Origin of the sequence: Shewanella sp. SM74 (assembly GCF_025653725.1) — a bacterium.
Classification (GTDB): domain Bacteria; phylum Pseudomonadota; class Gammaproteobacteria; order Enterobacterales; family Shewanellaceae; genus Shewanella; species Shewanella oncorhynchi.
Map to the genome: position 1 here is coordinate 158,175 of NZ_JAKKRZ010000009.1, position 17,777 is coordinate 175,951.

Below are 17,777 nucleotides of genomic sequence, written 5' to 3' on the forward strand. Positions count from 1 at the left end.
CTTAAGCTTTGTCGAGGTTGTTTTATGAAACATGCTCCAGTACCACAAACCACACTTGGGATTTCCGGACGAATTGCCGCTGCCTTTCAAAATAGCGCCATCACGCCGCTATTAGCACTTCTCGGGCTCTTACTTGGCTTATTCGCCATTTTGGTGACACCAAAAGAAGAAGAGCCACAAATTGATGTCACCTTTGCCGATGTGTTTATCCCTTTTCCCGGCGCGACACCCACGGAAGTTGAAAACTTAGTCACCCTGCCAGCGGAACAAGTGATCTCCGAAATCAAAGGCATAGATACTCTGTACTCGTTCTCCCAACCCGATGGCGCGCTGATCATCGTCATCTTTAAGGTCGGTGTTGCGCGCAATGATGCCATCGTCAGCCTATACAACCAGATTTATTCCAACATGGATAAATTACCAAGGGGCGCTGGCGTGGGTGAACCGCTAATTAAACCCCGCGGCATCGATGATGTGCCCATTGTCAGTTTGACCTTATGGTCAAAGGACAGGCAAGTGTCTGCTGAGCAGCTAACCCATGTCGCCCTTGGATTAGAAACTGAAATTAAGCGTATTCCCGGCACTCGCGAAATCGATACCGTTGGCCAGCACGATATGGTGGCCAACATACGTATCGATCCCGCCAAGATGAACAGCTTTAATCTGACCTACGATAAGTTAAGACAAAGCCTGAATGACAATAATATGGTCTCTATGCCTGCATCCTTAGTGCAAGGCAATCAAGAGATTAAAGTTCAGGCTGGGCAGTTTTTACAATCCATCGACGATCTCAAGCAATTAGTCGTCAGTGTCTATCAAGATAAACAAGGCAAGACTATTCCGATTTATTTGGCGGATATTGCCGAAATCAGCTTAAAAAGTGATATCCCTAAACAGAGCGTTTGGCACGCAGATAAAACCGACATTTATCCCGCCGTCACAATCGCAATTGGTAAACAAGCAGGCCAAAATGCCGTCGATATCGCCGACAGTGTGATTGAGCGGATAGCTAAAGTCGACAATGTGTTGATCCCGGCAAATGTCGAAGTCACAGTGTCACGTAACTATGGCGAAACCGCGGCGGATAAATCTAACACCCTTATTTTAAAACTGATTTTTGCCACCAGCGCCGTAGTCGTGCTGGTCTTTTTAACCATGGGCGCACGCGAATCCTTAGTCGTGGGCGTGGCCATTATTATCACGCTAGCGATCACCCTTTTCGCCTCTTGGGCGTGGGGATTTACCTTAAACCGCGTGTCCTTGTTCGCCTTGATTTTCTCCATCGGCATCTTGGTCGACGATGCCATAGTCGTAGTAGAAAACATCCACCGGCATATGGCGCTCGGCAAAAATTCCTTCAGCGAGCTTATTCCTGTGGCGGTCGATGAAGTCGGTGGCCCGACGATTCTGGCGACATTTACAGTTATCGCAGCCTTGCTGCCGATGGCTTTTGTATCGGGCTTAATGGGGCCTTACATGAGCCCGATCCCCATCAACGCCAGTATGGGCATGTTAATTTCCCTCGTTGTGGCATTTGTGGTCACTCCTTGGCTCAGTCATAAACTGCTGAAACATAATGACCAACACGATACTGCCCAAGCCTCGCACGAGGATGAAGCTGAAACTAAGATGGTGCGCCTCTTTACTCACTTAATTGGTCCTTTCCTGCTGGGTAAAAATGCCCGTAAGGCAAGAGTGGGACTGGCTGCCGGCGTATTTGTGTTAATCGGCATCGCCGTCGCGCTCCCCGTGGGTCAGCTCGTGGTGCTTAAAATGCTGCCCTTCGATAATAAGTCAGAGTTTCAAGTGATGGTGGACATGCCAGAAGGCACTCCCGTAGAGCAAACACAAAGAGTATTGCAGGATTTGAGTCGCTACCTAACAACCGTCCCTGAGGTCGAGCATCTGCAATTGTATGCGGGCACTAACGCGCCAATGAACTTTAACGGCTTAGTGCGCCACTATTTCCTGCGTCACAGCCAAGAGCTTGGCGACATCCAAGTGAACCTAGTGGATAAGAAACACCGCAAGCGCGACAGCCACAGCATAGCGGTATCGGTGCGAGACGAACTGCAGCAAATTGGCGAGCAATATCAAGCCAATATCAAAGTGGTTGAAGTGCCACCTGGGCCGCCGGTGTGGTCGCCGCTGGTTGCTGAAGTGTATGGCCCAAGCCCCGCAATCCGCGAGCAAGCCGCTTACGAGATGCAGGCGCTGTTCCATGAAACCAAAGATGTGGTCGATATCGATATTTTCTTGCCCGCTGCCCAGCAAAAATGGCAAGTGATGATCGACCGCAGTAAAGCCAGCCTGATGGCCGTGCCCTACAGCAATATTGTCGACTTGATTGCCACCTCCGTTGGCGGCAAAGATGTGAGTTATTTACATCAAGCCCAGCAAAAACAACCGATACCGATCCGCCTGCAATTAAACGAAGGCGCGAAAGTCGATTTAGAGCAAGTGCTGAATATGAAGTTACTGAGCCAAACGGGGCAATCTGTGCCTGTCTCTGAGCTGGTGACCATCAAACGCGGCAAAATCGATGCACCAATTATCCATAAGAATATGATCCCTATGATCATGGTCGTCGCCGATATGTCGGGGCCATTGGACAGCCCACTCTACGGTATGTTCGATATGGCGGGCAAAATTGATGGCACCGATGGCTTAGGATTTGATCAGCATTATATTCACCAACCCACAGGGTTAGACTCAGTCGCCGTGCTCTGGGATGGCGAATGGAAGATCACCTACGAAACCTTTAGAGACATGGGTATCGCCTATGCCGTTGGCATGATTGCGATTTATTTATTGGTGGTCGCGCAGTTTAGATCTTATCTGGTGCCGCTTATCATCATGGCGCCAATTCCACTGACTGTGATTGGCGTAATGCCTGGACATGCCCTGCTCGGAGCGCAATTCACGGCGACGTCCATGATAGGCATGATAGCGCTGGCGGGGATTATTGTGCGTAACTCGATATTATTGGTCGATTTTATTAATCAAGAAACCGCATCCGGTGTGCCCTTTGAGCGGGCAGTGATCCACTCTGGCGCCGTGCGAGCTAAACCTATCATGCTGACTGCATTTGCAGCCATGATAGGGGCATTGTTTATTCTTGATGATCCGATTTTCAATGGCTTAGCGATCAGTCTGATCTTTGGTATTTTTATCTCGACCATACTGACCTTAGTTGTCATCCCTGTGCTGTACTACACGGCCATGAAAAACCGTATGAATACTGTTCAGATACAAACACAAACACAAACACAAAACTAACCACAACAAAGGCCATCACCAAGATGGCTTCAAGGAGTAAGGTATGTCATTAGAACGCAGTATTATGGCTTTTGCTGGATTGATGGTGTTACTGTCACTGGTGTTAACCGCCTATGTGCACCACAACTTTCTGTGGTTAACCGCATTTGTTGGCGCTAACCTATTCCAAAGTGCTTTTACCGGTTTTTGTCCTGCCGCCATGGTTTTACGCAAATTAGGGGTAAAATCAGAGGCTGAAATTGCTAAGCAAAGCTAAGCCACATAAAGTCACTTCTTAAGAGTTAAGATAAGAGTTAAGAGTTAGGTGAGCAAGTACACGCTTGGCTAATACAAGCGTGCCCAAAAGCCGTCAAGGAGAGATAAAGTGACCCACAACCTCGTAACCCGTGGCCAAAGTCTAATGCGCTTAGCCCTATTAAGCTTGCAGTCACTGGTACTCATGCCACTGCTGCTAATGCCCATGATAGCCAGCGCCGCCGACCAAGATCCTGCAATCGCATGGGATAAAATTGCCGCAGGCGCTATGGTGCTCGATGTTAGAACGCCTGAAGAATTTGCCGAAGGTCATTTAGCGAATGCGGTCAATATTCCCTTTGAGCAAGTGACAGAGGAGTTTGCTAAGCGTGGCATCGCCAAAGATGCTCCCGTCGTCTTGTATTGCCGCAGCGGTCGTCGTAGCAGTATTGCGACCGAAGCCTTAGTCGCTGCCGGATACACCCAAACCTATAATGGTGGCGGCTATTCCACCTTAGTTGAAGCGCAAAAAACGTCCGCTAAATAATTAACAACCATCAAATTGGCTCTAGTGTGGGGAAGTAAGAATAAATCACTTTAGTACTCTCACCTCGCTCTAGCCATTCAAGGCTTAACGGCTAAAAGCGCCCTAGGGCGCTTTTTTATTGTCTAAATAAAATATCGAAATTAAGCAGGGGGTGGATTAATAAGTTTTTACCAGATTCATTGTGGACGAAAGAACACAGGATTTTTTAGTAGTTCTATAAAATAAGTAACACCCGTATTCCCAAAAGCCTAAGTAAAGTCAATCAATTGGCAACTGCCACCCTATTGACAGCCTTTTGCAACAATTTCGCATAATCAATCACTTGAGAAAATATTATCATTATGATGAAAACTTAAAGTTTGTTTTTGTTATTTTTAATTACAAAAAAATATATATATAAATTTCAATACATTGATAACGGTAAAATCAATCAAAAGCCCTCATATGAAGTCGTAAATTCGTATTCACTTATTCACGTTTATCACATAAAAAAACAAATATTTTAATAAAATTTGGTTACAAATCGTTACAACTTGAATTTATATGCACTATAAATGCCTATTAAATCTAAACACTTACCAACCGCCATACTGTTAACAATTGATTTACAAATGACGTGGTCGCAGATAAATTCACTAACCGAGTAGCATCTGAGTCGTAGTTATTCTTATGAAACATAAAATAATAATGATTAACACTAAATTGACCATGGAAGAAGAACATGACAATCAACAGAACCACTAAAATAGCGTTAAGCCTTTCAAGCTTAGCTATTGCGATCTCAGCTGGTGTACAAGCAGCACCACAAGCCCCAGGTTTTGCCGCAGCATTACAAGCACAAACCTCCCCACTGCCAAAGCGTTACATTGTGAAGTTTAAAAACACTGATGCCGCGGCCATCATGTCAGCCAATAGTGTGCAATCAACGAGTGATCTGCAGTCACTCAATGACGCGACAACAGATACGCTACCAACCACAATGAATTATCAGCCACAAATGGCTGAAATCAGTGCCCAACATACCGCATTAAATAAAGTACAAGCGAAGGAAATGAAGCGTATCGGCCGCAGTAACAGTTACTCGGTGAAACTCGATGCCAAAGGGATCAATGCCTTAAAAACCCGTGCTGATGTGGAATATGTCGAAGAAGATATGCCACGCCGCTTTCTAAGTGAAAGTACGCCTTGGGGCCAAACTTTTGTGGGAGCAACCCAGCTAAGCGACAGCCAAACGGGCAACCGCACTATTTGTATTATCGACTCAGGCTACGACCGTAGTCACAGCGACTTAGGTGGCAACAATGTCACAGGGACCAATAACTCAGGCACGGGTAACTGGTTTGAGCCGGGCAATAATAACGCCCACGGTACCCACGTTGCGGGGACGATTGCGGCGATTGCCAACAATGATGGCGTGATCGGCGTTATGCCAAATCAAAATGCCAATATTCATGTGATCAAAGTGTTTAATGAATCTGGCTGGGGCTACTCTTCATCCTTAGTCGCTGCCGTAGACACTTGTGTCACCAACGGCGCCAATGTTGTCACTATGAGTTTAGGTGGTTCAGGTTCTAGCACCACTGAGCGTAACGCTCTGGCCGCCCACTATAATAATGGTGTTCTCCTGATTGCTGCTGCGGGTAACGATGGGAATAGCACTCACAGCTACCCAGCATCCTACGATGGCGTCATGTCTGTCGCCTCTGTGGATAGCCATAAAGACCACTCAGCATTCTCCCAATACACCAACCAAGTGGAAATATCTGGCCCTGGTGAAGCAGTTCTATCGACTGTTACCCGTGGCGAAGGCCGTTTAGCCGATATCACTATCGGCAATCAGTCTTACTTTGACTCAGGTGTCGTACCGCACAATCGCCTGATACCTTCTGGTAGCAGCTATGTCCCCGCACCATTTAACGGTACCAGCACTGCAACTTTGGCAGAATGTACCGTTAGCGGCACAAGCTTCAACTGCGGCAACATGACCAATAAGATTTGTTTAGTGGAACGTGTTGGTAATCAAGGCACTAGCTACCCTGAAATTAACGCAGCTAAAGCCTGTAAGAATGCAGGTGCCAGTGCGACGATTGTTTACAGTAACGCGGCATTACCCGGCTTACAAAACCCCTTCCTTGTCGATGCTAACAACGAAATCAATATGGTTTCTGTATCTGTTGATCGTGCAACAGGCTTAGCACTGCGCAATCAACTGGGCGCCACAGTCACTGTCAGCAACCAAGGCAATAAAGATTACGAGTACTACAATGGTACATCTATGGCGACACCGCATGTGTCAGGTGTTGCGACCTTAGTGTGGAGCTACCACCCAGAATGTAGTGCGGCGCAAGTCCGTAACGCATTGAAAATGACCGCCGAAGATCTCGGAACTGCAGGTCGTGACAACTACTATGGTTACGGTTTAGTTAATGCAGTTGCAGCAAAAGCCTTCCTAGACGCATCTTGTACTGGTCCAACGGGTCCTGTCGATCCAACTGAACCGGGCGATAGTGTTCTGGTGAACGGTGTGGCGAAAACAGGTTTAGCAGGCGCAACAGGTGAAGAATTACATTTTTCATTTGAAGTTCCAGCAGGTGCAACGAACCTAGGCTTTGTGATGAACGGTGGCACAGGTGATGCGGACTTGTATGTGCAATATGGCGCGGCGCCAACCACCACTAATTACGATTGCCGTCCGTATAAAAGTGGCAATAGTGAGTCTTGTCCAATCACCAACGTACAATCAGGCACTTACTATGCCATGGTGAAAGGCGATTCGGCTTTCACTGGTGTGTCGTTAACGGCGAACTACACAGCGTCTAATGGCGGCGGTACGCCAACGAGCTATAGCAATACTGATAACTATAATATTCCTGATAACAAAGCGGCGGGGATCACTAGCCCAATCACGGTTACTCGCACAGGTGATTCAAGTACTGTGACTGCAGCCGTGAACATAGTCCACCCTTACATTGGTGACTTAAAAGTGCAGCTGATCAGCCCTTCAGGAAAAACGGTTACCCTGCATAACAACACAGGTCTTGGTGCAGACAATATCAATAAGAGCTATACCGCAGATATGACAGGTGCTAATTCGAACGGCGTATGGAAGTTAAAAGCCGTAGACAGTGGCCGTGGTGATGTTGGTTATATCGATAGCTGGGAACTGAGCTTCAAATAAATCAAAATCGATACTCTTACTGATATTTAAAAGTGATAAACGGAAAGAGCCTGCAATTGCAGGCTCTTTTTTTACAAAACATGTTATTCAATATCTTTGAGGATTTCAGGCTCAATCAACACGCTGGTTTCATTATCCGATAACCAAATTTGGCCTTCACTAATCGAAACTTGCAATGCCATATTACGCCCAACAAAGGCTTCCATCGCCGTGACGGACTCTTCGGCAATATTCCACACTTTTAAATTCTGATAACGCTCTAACGCTTGCTGATTCTGTTTCCACCAAATCGGTACACTGCGGCCACCATAGGTAAAGAGCTGCACGACTTTGGCACGGCCGCTGGCCTTTCGCAGCCATTTTTCATCGGCCTGACCAAACTCAACCCACAGATCAATTTCACCAGATAGGGTTTTGTCCCATAGCTCTGGCTCGTCATCGACGCACAGACCTTTACTAAAACTTAAGGTTTCGCTGGCATTCACAATAAACGCGAGTAAACGCACCATCATGCGGCCATCGGTTTCGGAAGGATGCTGGGCAAGCGTCAATTGATGGTCTTGGTAATAATTCCGATCCATATCGGCTATCTGTAAATTGACTTTAAACACGGTCGCCTTGAGGGCCATAGTCATCATAAATGCAGAGTGAAATCCTGAAACAGCGAAATCCTAAAATAAGGCTGCCGAGTCTACCTGAGACTCGGCATTAGCTCAAACGAACAATAGAATACGCCCATGAAATCGAACAAAACGTGCAATCGAACAGAAGGTTAAATCGAACCCAAGGCTGAATCGGTAAGAAATTAAATCGCTCCAGGTCGCAGATGTTTAGCCATGGGGAAATGGGCTTTCAACAAGCTGATTTTTTGCGTATCCGCTACCAGTAGCATACGCGTACCCAACTCATACTGTTGACTCAATTCACTGAAAGCGGGTAAAAAACCACGATCTGCGTCGCGGCGAACAAGTTCAGCGAGTTCGACGCTCAAATCCCCTTGGCTGTATATCCAATCGAGGCGCTGTAATAATGGCATGGCGGCGAGCGGCAATAAGTCCACAGACGTTGCATCATCCAACAAAAGGATTTCGCCGCGGCTGACTAAGTTATTAAACGCATGATGGTAATGCTCGGTGGTACGACTATCAAAACGGTCGCCATTGGTATCGAAAAAACGCTCCCAAAATAAGCGGCGTTTCGAGGTTGAATCGAGCTTATCTTGTACTTCGACGCGTCTATCGGCGACAAAATCGAATAACGGTTTGAGTGACTGCGGTAGGCTAGATTCTAAACGCGAGCGAATCGTGCGTGCAAATACCGGCGCTGCGCCCGCAGTGCTGATCGCGACCACTAAACGACCTCGATCCACAATAGAAGGAGTGATAAAGCGGCAAAAGGCGGGATTATCAACGGCATTAACCCAGATACCACGCGCGGTAGCTAAGGTCGCTAACTCGGCATTAAGACTGTCGTTTGCCGTAGCTAAATACACCAAATCATAATTTTGAATGTCGGCATGGACGACTTCACGCTGGGATAACAAAATGCGGCCAGCATCTGCATAACGTTGCACTTCAAGGTTCACCTTTGGCGCTACCACGTGGATATTGGCTTCAGTACGTGTCAGCAGTGCTAACTTACGGCTCGCCACATCGCCCGCGCCCACCAGTAGAACATTCAAATTAACCGTATCGACAAACAAGGGAAAATATTGCATTAGATGAGATCCTGAACGCTTAGTCCTGCACCACTGGCAGTTGACGCTGTACCCAGCCCTTATAGCCACCAATCATAGAGGCAACGTGGGCGTAACCCATAAGTTGCAGATTATGGGCAGCCAAGGCGGAACGCGCACCACCCGCGCAGTAGAGTAATATGGGTGTATTTTTATCGGGGAAACGCGCTTCGATATCACGCTCTAAAATACCCCGGCTTAAATGCTTCGCTCGGGGTAAATGATCTTGCAGCCACTCACGATCCTCACGCACATCAACAAGGTGCCAGCGGTCATCGGCCTGATAAGCTTCGATTGTCACTTCGGTGATATTAGGCAGAATAGCGTCAACAAGGGCGGAAAACGCATTGGGATGCTGCATCACTAACTCCTAGATAAGATATTGAATGACATGATGAATGTCAGCTTATCAGCAAAGTGTAATCTTCTCATCCTGCAGACGCAATCTTTCAGCCTCACCGCAAAGCTGAGAAGGTTGCCAGTGAAAGGCTAGTTGTGGCTTTCGCTGCGCTCTGAGCTACATTGCCAGCAAAGCTCAAAACTGCCTTCATTAGTCTCATGGCATTGCACACACTGCCATTGCGGACTTTCAACATCCAACGCATTCAATTGAACTTGTGCCGATGCGTATTGGGACTCACCTACCCATAACTCGACGTTTTGCATCCCAGTAGGGAGTTCACCAATGCCGCCTAATAACGCTTCACCTCTGAGTTCAACATGAATGCCACAGGCCTCCAATAAACCTTTCCATGTGTGGGCCTGCAATAAATTACCACCAGCAACTAACACTTTACGTTCTTCCATGCGACATCCTACGGCTACAACTCTCTAGAATATGGGTTGCCGACATCCTACTGCTAAATAGCCGAGGCTGTCGAGCGCTGATTTTTACATCAGTTGTTAAATAAATTAACATTCACTTTTTACAGCATAACTGACTATAACTTTGTGAGTTTGCTAGCAGAATGTCAGATACGCCTCAAAATTGATGCAAAAAAAAGCCACCTCATAGGTGGCTTTTTAACTCCAAATTAACCTTTAAGGCATCATAGGAGGTTGGTCTGCGCCTTCTTTCTCAATCTCAACTGGCATCATGTGTTCACGATTGATACCCAGTTTAACGGCCAAGAAGCTCGCCACATAGATAGAGGAATAAGTTCCCACAAAAATCCCCAACAGCAATGCAGTCGCAAAGCCATGGATCATAGTGCCGCCCTTAAGGAACAAGGCCACAACAGTCACCAAAGTCGTGCCCGTTGTAATAATGGTACGGCTCATAGTTTGAGTGATTGAAATGTTAACTATTTCTTCAGGATCGCTCTTACGCAGCTTAAGGAAATTCTCACGGATACGGTCAAATACCACGATAGTATCGTTGAGTGAATAACCCACCACAGTTAACAAACCCGCCAATACGGTCAAGTCGAATTCCAATTGGAATAACGAAAACACCCCTAAGGTCACGATGACATCGTGCGCCAGTGCCGCTACAGAACCAAACGCTAAGCGCCATTCGAAACGAAACGACACATAGATCATGATACAAATCAGCGCGACTAATACCGCCAATGCACCTTGCTCTGCCAGTTCTTTACCCACTTGTGGGCCAACAAACTCAACACGCTTCTGCTGCACTTGTGGGTCAACTTTCTGCGCGGCTTCCATGACAGACTTAACCTGCACATCGCTCTTAACGCCTTCTTTCACCTGTAAACGTACAAGTACGTCACGGCTAGAACCGAAGTTTTGCACGATCGCACCTTCGGAATCTGGCGTCGTCAGTTGCACACGCAGCGCATTCAAATCAACCGGCTGAGTAAACTCCATTTCAACAACAGTACCGCCAGTGAAATCAAGACCCCAGTTAATACCGTTAGTCGCGAGTGATACCAGCGAGCCCAGCACTAACACTGCCGACATAACGCTAATAGGCAGTGCATGGCGGAGGAAGTTTACTGTATGTTTTAAGGATAAAACTTCAATCATTGTCACTTCCCCTTAGATAGACAGAGTCTTCACGCGCTTACCACCCCAAATCGCGTTAACGATTGAGCGAGTACCCACGATGGCGGTAAACATAGAAGTCGCAATACCTATCATTAAGGTCACAGCGAAGCCTTTAATCGCACCAGTACCTACGGCAAACAAAATGAGCGCAGTGATGAAGGTGGTGATGTTCGCATCGGCGATAGTTGAGAAAGCATTACCATAACCTTCATGGATTGCCTGCTGTACGCTACGTCCTGCACGAAGCTCTTCACGAATACGCTCATAAATCAGCACGTTGCCGTCAACCGCCATACCGACCGTCAACACCATACCGGCAATACCGGGTAGGGTTAACACAGCGCCAGGGATCATAGACATAACGCCCACAACCATGACTAAGTTTGCGGTTAAAGCCAGGTTAGCAATAAGCCCAAAGCTACGGTAGTAAACCAACATAAAGAGTAAGACAACTGCCATACCCCATACCATAGCTTGTACACCGCTTTGAATGTTTTCAGCACCTAAGCTTGGACCAATGGTACGTTCTTCAACAATTGATACAGGAGCAATCAAGGCACCCGCACGCAGTAATAGCGCAAGGTTTTGTGCTTCACCATGACTTAAGCCAGTGATCACAAAGTTACGGCCTAAACGGGCTTGAATGGTCGCGACAGAAATCACTTCTTGGATTTTCTGCATCTTAACGCTGCCATCGGCATTGCGATCACCACTGTCTTTATATTCGATGAACAAAGTCGCCATAGGCTTGCCTATGTTGTCTTTAGTCACGTCAGAGAAAATGGTACCGCCTTTAGCGTCGAGGTTGATACTGACCTGAGGACGACTGTACTGGTCAAAGCTAGGTTGCGCGCCAGTGATATGATCACCCGTCAACATCACTTCTTTCTTCAATATCACAGTGCCACCTTCGCGGCGCTGATACACTTCAGAACCTGCAGGTACACGACCTGATTGCGCAGCATTCGGATCGGCTTTGTCATCCACCATGTGGAATTCAATTGATGCGGTTGCACCTAAGATTTCCTTAGCGCGAGCCGTATCTTGCACACCTGGCAGCTCAACGATAATGCGCTCGGCGCCTTGACGTTGTACTACAGGCTCAGCCACACCTAACTCGTTAACACGGTTACGAATGGTAGTAATGTTTTGTTGCAGTGCTTCTTCTTTAATCTGCTTTAGATAAGCTTCACTCATCACAGCTTGCAGCGCGAAATCTTCGCCACGGCTAGCGTCGGTGAACACCATATCTTTATTGCGAGTCTTAAGAAAACGCTCGGCAGTCGCTAAGTTTTCAGCATCACGGAACTTGATTTCAATTCCAGTGGCATTAACACGAATACCAGCATAACGAATGGTTTCTTCACGTAATTGTGAACGGAAATCAGCGACTTTAGCTTCTTCCATCTTACGAATCGCTTCGCCCATGTCCACTTCCATGAGGAAATGCACACCACCGCGAAGGTCAAGACCGAGTTTCATTGGGCTACCACCCATGGACTCGAGCCACTTAGGCGTCGCAGGCGCTAAGTTAAGTGCCACAGTAAACTTGTCACCTAAGCTGTCAGCAATCAGTTCTTTCGCCAGTAGCTGTTGATCCGCATTTTGCAAACGGACCAACAACTGACCTTTTTCAAGCTCAGAGCGCTTTACCGCAATGCTCTTACTGGCTAACAGCTCGTTCACACTGGCTTGGGTAGATGCTGTTACTTCAGCACCTCGAGTCGCCACCACTTGCACCGCATGATCTTCACCAAAAAGGTTAGGTACGGCATAGAAACAACCTATGGCGATGACGAGCATCACCATAATGTTTTTCCACATTGGGTATTTATTTAACACGCCTGAGCCCTCTTGGCTTACAACGACTGGATAGAGCCCTTAGGCAATACAGCTGCAATATAGTCTTTTTTGATCGTGATTTGTGTTGTGTCGTTCAAGCTCAGTAACACGTAATCGCTTTCGTCGCTGATTTTTGCAATCTTGCCTAAAATCCCACCACTGGTTAACACTTCATCGCCTTTGCCTAATGAAGACATCAGATTTTTGTGCTCTTTAACGCGTTTTGATTGCGGACGGAAAATCATGAAATAGAAAATCAGGCCGAAAATCGCCAGCATGAAAATCAGTTCCATCGTGCCGCCACCTTGTGGTGCGCCGGCAGCGCTTGCATATGCATTTGAAATAAACATAGTTTTTCTCTTCTTATTAGCAAAAAATCAATCGACTAACTCTGGTACTTCGCGACCTTGACTGGTATAGAAGTCCGCCACAAAGGCGTCTAATGTACCCGTCTCAATCGCACCGCGCAAACCTTCCATTAACATTTGATAGTATCTCAAGTTGTGAATGGTGTTTAAACGCGCACCCAGAATCTCATTACAACGATCTAAGTGGTAAAGATACGCCCGTGAATAATTTTTACAGGTATAACAATCACACTTAGTATCAAGTGGTGACGTGTCATCTCTATGACGCGCATTGCGTATTTTGATCACACCTTCACTCGTAAACAGATGACCGTTGCGGGCATTACGGGTTGGCATCACACAGTCAAACATGTCAACACCACGACGTACACCTTCAACTAAATCTTCTGGTTTACCGACCCCCATCAGATAGCGAGGTTTGTCTGCAGGAATTTGCGGGCAAATATGCTCAAGAATGCGATGCATATCTGCTTTAGGCTCACCGACGGCCAAACCACCGACGGCATAACCGTCGAAACCAATATCGACTAAGCCTTTTAAGCTTTCGTCGCGTAAATCTTCATACACACCGCCCTGAATAATACCGAAGAGTGAGTTAGGGTTCTCTAAACGGTCAAATTCATCACGCGAACGTCTCGCCCAACGCAAAGACATCTGCATTGACTTGCGCGCTTCATCTTCAGTTGCGGGATATGGCGTACATTCGTCAAAAATCATCACCACATCACTGCCCAATGCATCTTGAATTTGCATTGATTTTTCAGGATCTAAGAAGATTTTTTCACCATTAATGGGCGAACGGAAATGCACACCTTCTTCGGTGATCTTACGGATATCGCCAAGACTAAACACTTGGAAACCGCCCGAGTCAGTTAAAATAGGACGCTGCCAGTTCATAAAATCATGCAAGTCACCGTGCTTACGCATGATTTCTTCGCCTGGGCGCAACCATAAATGGAAAGTGTTACCGAGCAAAATATCCGCGCCAGTGGCACGTACTTCTTCCGGTGTCATGCCTTTCACTGTGCCGTAGGTACCTACCGGCATAAAAGCGGGGGTTTCTACTGTGCCACGATCAAAAATTAACCGACCACGGCGCGCACGCCCGTCGGTAGTGTCTAATTCAAATTTCATAATTCACCTCGCCAGATAAACAGTCTGACTACATTTTTAATGGCTAATGCCATTTTGATTAACAATAGAGATGGGGACAGTGTTAAAAGGTTCAATCTTTTAACGAAAAAAATTGCCGCACCATCTCACTTTGGGCGGCTATTTTAAAACAAAATCTTGGTCTAGTGGGCTTTTTTCGTCACAAACATCGCATCGCCATAGCTAAAGAAGCGATATTTTTGCGTGATAGCATGTTGATACGCCGCCATAACATGATCAAAACCGGCAAAAGCACTAACTAGCATGATCAAAGTTGATTCAGGTAGATGAAAATTTGTCACCATAGCATCGACCACTTGGAATTCATAACCTGGGTAAATAAAGATGTCGGTATCGCCGCTAAAAGCTTTGAGCTCGCCAAGGCTTGCGCGTGCCGCACTTTCTAAGGAGCGCACTGACGTCGTCCCTACGGCCACCACACGTTTACCCGCAGCTTTGGTTTGCGCGATTAAATCAACCACATCCTGCGGCACATTCGCCCACTCGGAATGCATCTTGTGTTCAAGAATAGTATCGACACGCACTGGCTGAAATGTTCCCGCGCCCACATGCAAGGTCACAAACGCGACATTCACGCCCTTGGCTTTTAATGCATCAAGCATGGCATCGTCAAAATGCAAACCCGCCGTTGGCGCCGCAACTGCACCAGGGTTTTGGTTATACACGGTTTGATAGCGCTCTTTGTCGGCATCTTCATCGGGTCTATCGATATAAGGAGGCAAAGGCATGTGCCCTACTGCTTCAAGCACTTCTAAGATGGTCAACTCGGATAACAACTCAAGTTCAAACAAGGTATCGTGACGGGCGACCATCTTCATCTGATAGCCTCCGTCGAGATGGATTAACGAATCCACTTTAGGGGATTTAGAGCTGCGAACATGGGCGAGGATACGCTTATCATCAAGCATACGCTCGACTAAAATTTCTAACTTACCGCCACTGGCCTTTTGACCAAACATGCGCGCGGGGATCACTCGGGTATTGTTGAACACCATTAAATCGCCAGGATTAATCATCCCCAGCAGATCGGTAAACTGCTTATCGCCTAACGCGCCAGAGTTGCCGTCTAAGGTTAACAGACGAGATGCATTACGCTGCGCCATAGGATAACGAGCGATCAGCTCATCGGGGAGATCGAAAGAAAAGTCTGCAACGCGCATATTGGCCTCTAGATAGCTTAGAACGGCGGCTAGTCTATGGTTAGAGGCCAATAAGATCAAGATTACTTATTGCCAGTGTCCACTTCTTGCTCGGGTTCCACTGGATTGATGCCATCTTGGGGCAGATTGTCATCGGTATCGAATTTTAGCCGCGAGCGACTAAAGTCATCCATGCTGAAACGGTGTTGTTCAAAGGGGATTTCTATTAGCACTTTTTTGCGCTTCTGCTGCTCGTCTTTACCGAGCATTTTGGTGAACCAGTTCCACATCATCCATGATCCTAAAAAAGGTTATTGATTTTATTTCACTTTTCCCTTATCGATTACTATGTCAACGTTGAAGTCAGCCATAATTATTTACGGCGAATCAAATGTCATTATCAATAAAAAGTGAAAAAATACTGCATTTTTAGCTTCGGCGCTTTCCTAAGCGCGCTTGTGCATGATACCGTGAACCGACGTGGTTAACCAAGCACAAATAATGAACTTTCTTACACACTTACATCTCGCCGACATCAGTAAAACCCACCTTGCTGCCAACGTAGCAGGTAACTATATTCAAGCGCCAATTGCGCAAGCCCCAATGGAGTTACGCCAAGCCTTATGGCTAAACCAAGAGATTAATACCCTCTGCGCCAGCCATGAATTGACGATTGAATTAATGGAAGCTTTCCCTGCGCCCTTAAGAAGCATAGCAGCAGAACTCATGGCGGTGAGTTTCGATCACTATTTAGCTTACTATTGGGAAGAATATCACCACCAACCCTTGGATGAATTCAGCAGCAAGGCCTATGACGCGTTAGATGCTTTCGCCACGCAAGGCGTTGATCCATACCATCCAGAGGCATTATTTACACTCTTGCCCACAATACGCAGCGCCGATTGGCTAGGCAGCTACACCACCGAAAAAGGATTACAACACGCCTTAGCACAAGTGGCCAAACAGCATCCGCAAGCCGCACTGTTTAAAGATGCCCATAAAGTCGTCAATAAAATGCAGATAGAAATCGAAACCGCGTTCCGCACTTTTTATCCGCAACTAATGGCTTATACCCGTATTTGGAGCCGTAAGACGCCTGCAGAATATTTGCCCTCCCCCCTCTAAGAATAAGCAAGCATGAGATTATGCTGTGTGCCTGCGTAAATTTTGCTAGTATGGCCGCGCAAAAATGAGGACAAGATGCAGATATTTGATTACCAGCCCCCAGCAGTTCCTTGGCTAGACATACGCTATAAAGATAGAGATCTGATTATCATCAACAAACCTTCGGGATTATTGTCTAATCCGGGTCGAGCGGCTCACACCTTCGATTGCGCGTTAACCCGCTTACAAGCCCTTTATCCAGAAACAATTTTAGTGCATAGGCTCGACTGTGCGACCTCGGGCATTATGGTGTTCGCCCGTAATAAAAAAGCAGAGTCGCATTTAAAAACACAGTTTCAAGATAGACAGAGTAAGAAAGTCTATATTGCCGAAGTGATGGGACATGTGCAGCAGGAACAGGGGATTATTGACCTCGCGATAGTGCCAGACACTGAACATCCGCCCTATCAAAAAACGCTACAGGCGGGAGAGACTGGCGGCAAAAGCGCCCTCACTCACTACCGTGTATTAGAGCTCCGAGAAAACAGCACCTTAGTCGAGCTTTCACCAGAAACAGGCCGCACCCATCAATTGCGTGTACATATGCTTGCCCTAGGGCATGCAATTTTAGGCGATGAATTTTACGGTGATGCCGAGGTTATCAAGGCCAAACCGCGTTTATGTTTACATGCACAAAGCTTAAGTTTGACCCATCCCTATTCGGGTAAACCACTGTTTTTTAGCAGCAAACACCCCTTTTCGTTATAATGTTAAAAGTCATTTAGATTCTTCAAAATTCAGCGTACTGAGCCAAAATATAAAATTATCTCAAATTAGATCACGTCTTTAAATGGAATGTTATTACTGATATCCCCTTGTCTGCATAGCGTTTATTCATAACACTGTGCACCATCTCGTTCACAGGTTTTGTGTCATGTACATTCGCAGAGTTCACTTTGCCAGCCACTATTCCGCATTGGTGATTCACAATCAAATGCAGCTTAAAGCCATAGAACCAACCCATGGTGCCTTTACCTCTGCACGCCACCCCCGCCAAGGTTTTATGGCGATGAATACGTAAGTTATGACACACTTTGATGCTGGTTGAATCTACAAATTCGATGCCAGTGGGGTCACTCTTGAGGCAAACAAAGTAGCTGCAAAACGG

Annotated in this window: 16 protein-coding genes and 1 pseudogene; 6 read left to right on the forward strand and 11 right to left on the reverse strand. The window is 46.7% G+C overall.

The features are described from left to right. The first annotated feature begins 24 nt into the window (after window positions 1–24). The 4 genes from L5M49_RS11780 (at window position 25) to L5M49_RS11795 (ending at window position 7,238) form a co-directional block, all read left to right on the forward strand. Window positions 25–3,279, forward strand: a complete 3,255-nt coding sequence (locus L5M49_RS11780) for an efflux RND transporter permease subunit (RefSeq protein WP_263266130.1) — start codon at window positions 25–27, stop codon at window positions 3,277–3,279. A 43-nt stretch (window positions 3,280–3,322) separates the two neighbouring features. Further along, a complete protein-coding gene (locus L5M49_RS11785) occupies window positions 3,323–3,535 on the forward strand; it encodes a DUF2892 domain-containing protein (protein WP_105252075.1) in 213 nt (70 codons plus the stop codon). Between the two features lie 108 nt (window positions 3,536–3,643). Beyond that, window positions 3,644–4,060: a rhodanese-like domain-containing protein gene (locus L5M49_RS11790; RefSeq protein ID WP_173244003.1), complete on the forward strand. Its 417-nt coding sequence runs from the start codon at window positions 3,644–3,646 to the stop codon at window positions 4,058–4,060. A gap of 721 nt (window positions 4,061–4,781) precedes the next feature. After that, complete coding sequence (locus L5M49_RS11795; protein ID WP_263266131.1) at window positions 4,782–7,238, forward strand: S8 family serine peptidase; 2,457 nt, start codon at window positions 4,782–4,784, stop codon at window positions 7,236–7,238. A gap of 83 nt (window positions 7,239–7,321) precedes the next feature. On the opposite strand, the gene L5M49_RS11800 is transcribed toward L5M49_RS11795, so the two are convergent. The 10 genes from L5M49_RS11800 to L5M49_RS11845 form a co-directional block, all read right to left on the reverse strand. Then, window positions 7,322–7,867, reverse strand: coding sequence for a YaeQ family protein (locus L5M49_RS11800; protein WP_113941666.1), 546 nt, complete (start codon window positions 7,865–7,867; stop codon window positions 7,322–7,324). Window positions 7,868–8,043: 176 nt separating this feature from the next. Then, a complete protein-coding gene (locus L5M49_RS11805; protein ID WP_263266132.1) occupies window positions 8,044–8,955 on the reverse strand; it encodes a bifunctional precorrin-2 dehydrogenase/sirohydrochlorin ferrochelatase in 912 nt (303 codons plus the stop codon). Window positions 8,956–8,974: 19 nt separating this feature from the next. Then, on the reverse strand, window positions 8,975–9,334 hold the full coding sequence (locus L5M49_RS11810) for a rhodanese-like domain-containing protein (RefSeq protein WP_263266133.1): 360 nt from the start codon (window positions 9,332–9,334) through the stop codon (window positions 8,975–8,977). A 128-nt stretch (window positions 9,335–9,462) separates the two neighbouring features. After that, a complete protein-coding gene (locus L5M49_RS11815; protein ID WP_028761071.1) occupies window positions 9,463–9,780 on the reverse strand; it encodes a DUF2007 domain-containing protein in 318 nt (105 codons plus the stop codon). A gap of 234 nt (window positions 9,781–10,014) precedes the next feature. Next, window positions 10,015–10,962: a protein translocase subunit SecF gene (gene secF, locus L5M49_RS11820; RefSeq protein ID WP_113941669.1), complete on the reverse strand. Its 948-nt coding sequence runs from the start codon at window positions 10,960–10,962 to the stop codon at window positions 10,015–10,017. Window positions 10,963–10,974: 12 nt separating this feature from the next. Then, a complete protein-coding gene (gene secD, locus L5M49_RS11825) occupies window positions 10,975–12,825 on the reverse strand; it encodes a protein translocase subunit SecD (protein ID WP_173496405.1) in 1,851 nt (616 codons plus the stop codon). Window positions 12,826–12,842: 17 nt separating this feature from the next. Then, window positions 12,843–13,175 (reverse strand): preprotein translocase subunit YajC, encoded by a 333-nt coding sequence (gene yajC / locus L5M49_RS11830; protein WP_007649452.1) that lies wholly within the window; start codon window positions 13,173–13,175, stop codon window positions 12,843–12,845. Between the two features lie 27 nt (window positions 13,176–13,202). Further along, window positions 13,203–14,327: a tRNA guanosine(34) transglycosylase Tgt gene (gene tgt, locus L5M49_RS11835; RefSeq protein ID WP_006082277.1), complete on the reverse strand. Its 1,125-nt coding sequence runs from the start codon at window positions 14,325–14,327 to the stop codon at window positions 13,203–13,205. Between the two features lie 161 nt (window positions 14,328–14,488). Then, window positions 14,489–15,526 (reverse strand): tRNA preQ1(34) S-adenosylmethionine ribosyltransferase-isomerase QueA, encoded by a 1,038-nt coding sequence (queA, locus tag L5M49_RS11840; RefSeq protein WP_198572755.1) that lies wholly within the window; start codon window positions 15,524–15,526, stop codon window positions 14,489–14,491. 62 nt (window positions 15,527–15,588) lie between these two features. After that, window positions 15,589–15,798, reverse strand: coding sequence for a hypothetical protein (locus tag L5M49_RS11845; protein WP_263163444.1), 210 nt, complete (start codon window positions 15,796–15,798; stop codon window positions 15,589–15,591). A 208-nt stretch (window positions 15,799–16,006) separates the two neighbouring features. On the opposite strand from L5M49_RS11845, the gene L5M49_RS11850 reads away from it, so the two are divergent. Then, window positions 16,007–16,630 carry an acyl carrier protein phosphodiesterase gene (locus tag L5M49_RS11850; protein ID WP_263266134.1) on the forward strand — a complete coding sequence of 208 codons (624 nt, stop codon included), beginning with the start codon at window positions 16,007–16,009 and terminating at the stop codon, window positions 16,628–16,630. A gap of 75 nt (window positions 16,631–16,705) precedes the next feature. After that, window positions 16,706–17,377 carry an RluA family pseudouridine synthase gene (locus L5M49_RS11855; protein ID WP_263266135.1) on the forward strand — a complete coding sequence of 224 codons (672 nt, stop codon included), beginning with the start codon at window positions 16,706–16,708 and terminating at the stop codon, window positions 17,375–17,377. Window positions 17,378–17,480: 103 nt separating this feature from the next. On the opposite strand, the pseudogene L5M49_RS11860 reads toward L5M49_RS11855, so the two are convergent. After that, window positions 17,481–17,777: pseudogene (locus L5M49_RS11860) on the reverse strand (transposase); the annotation flags it as partial.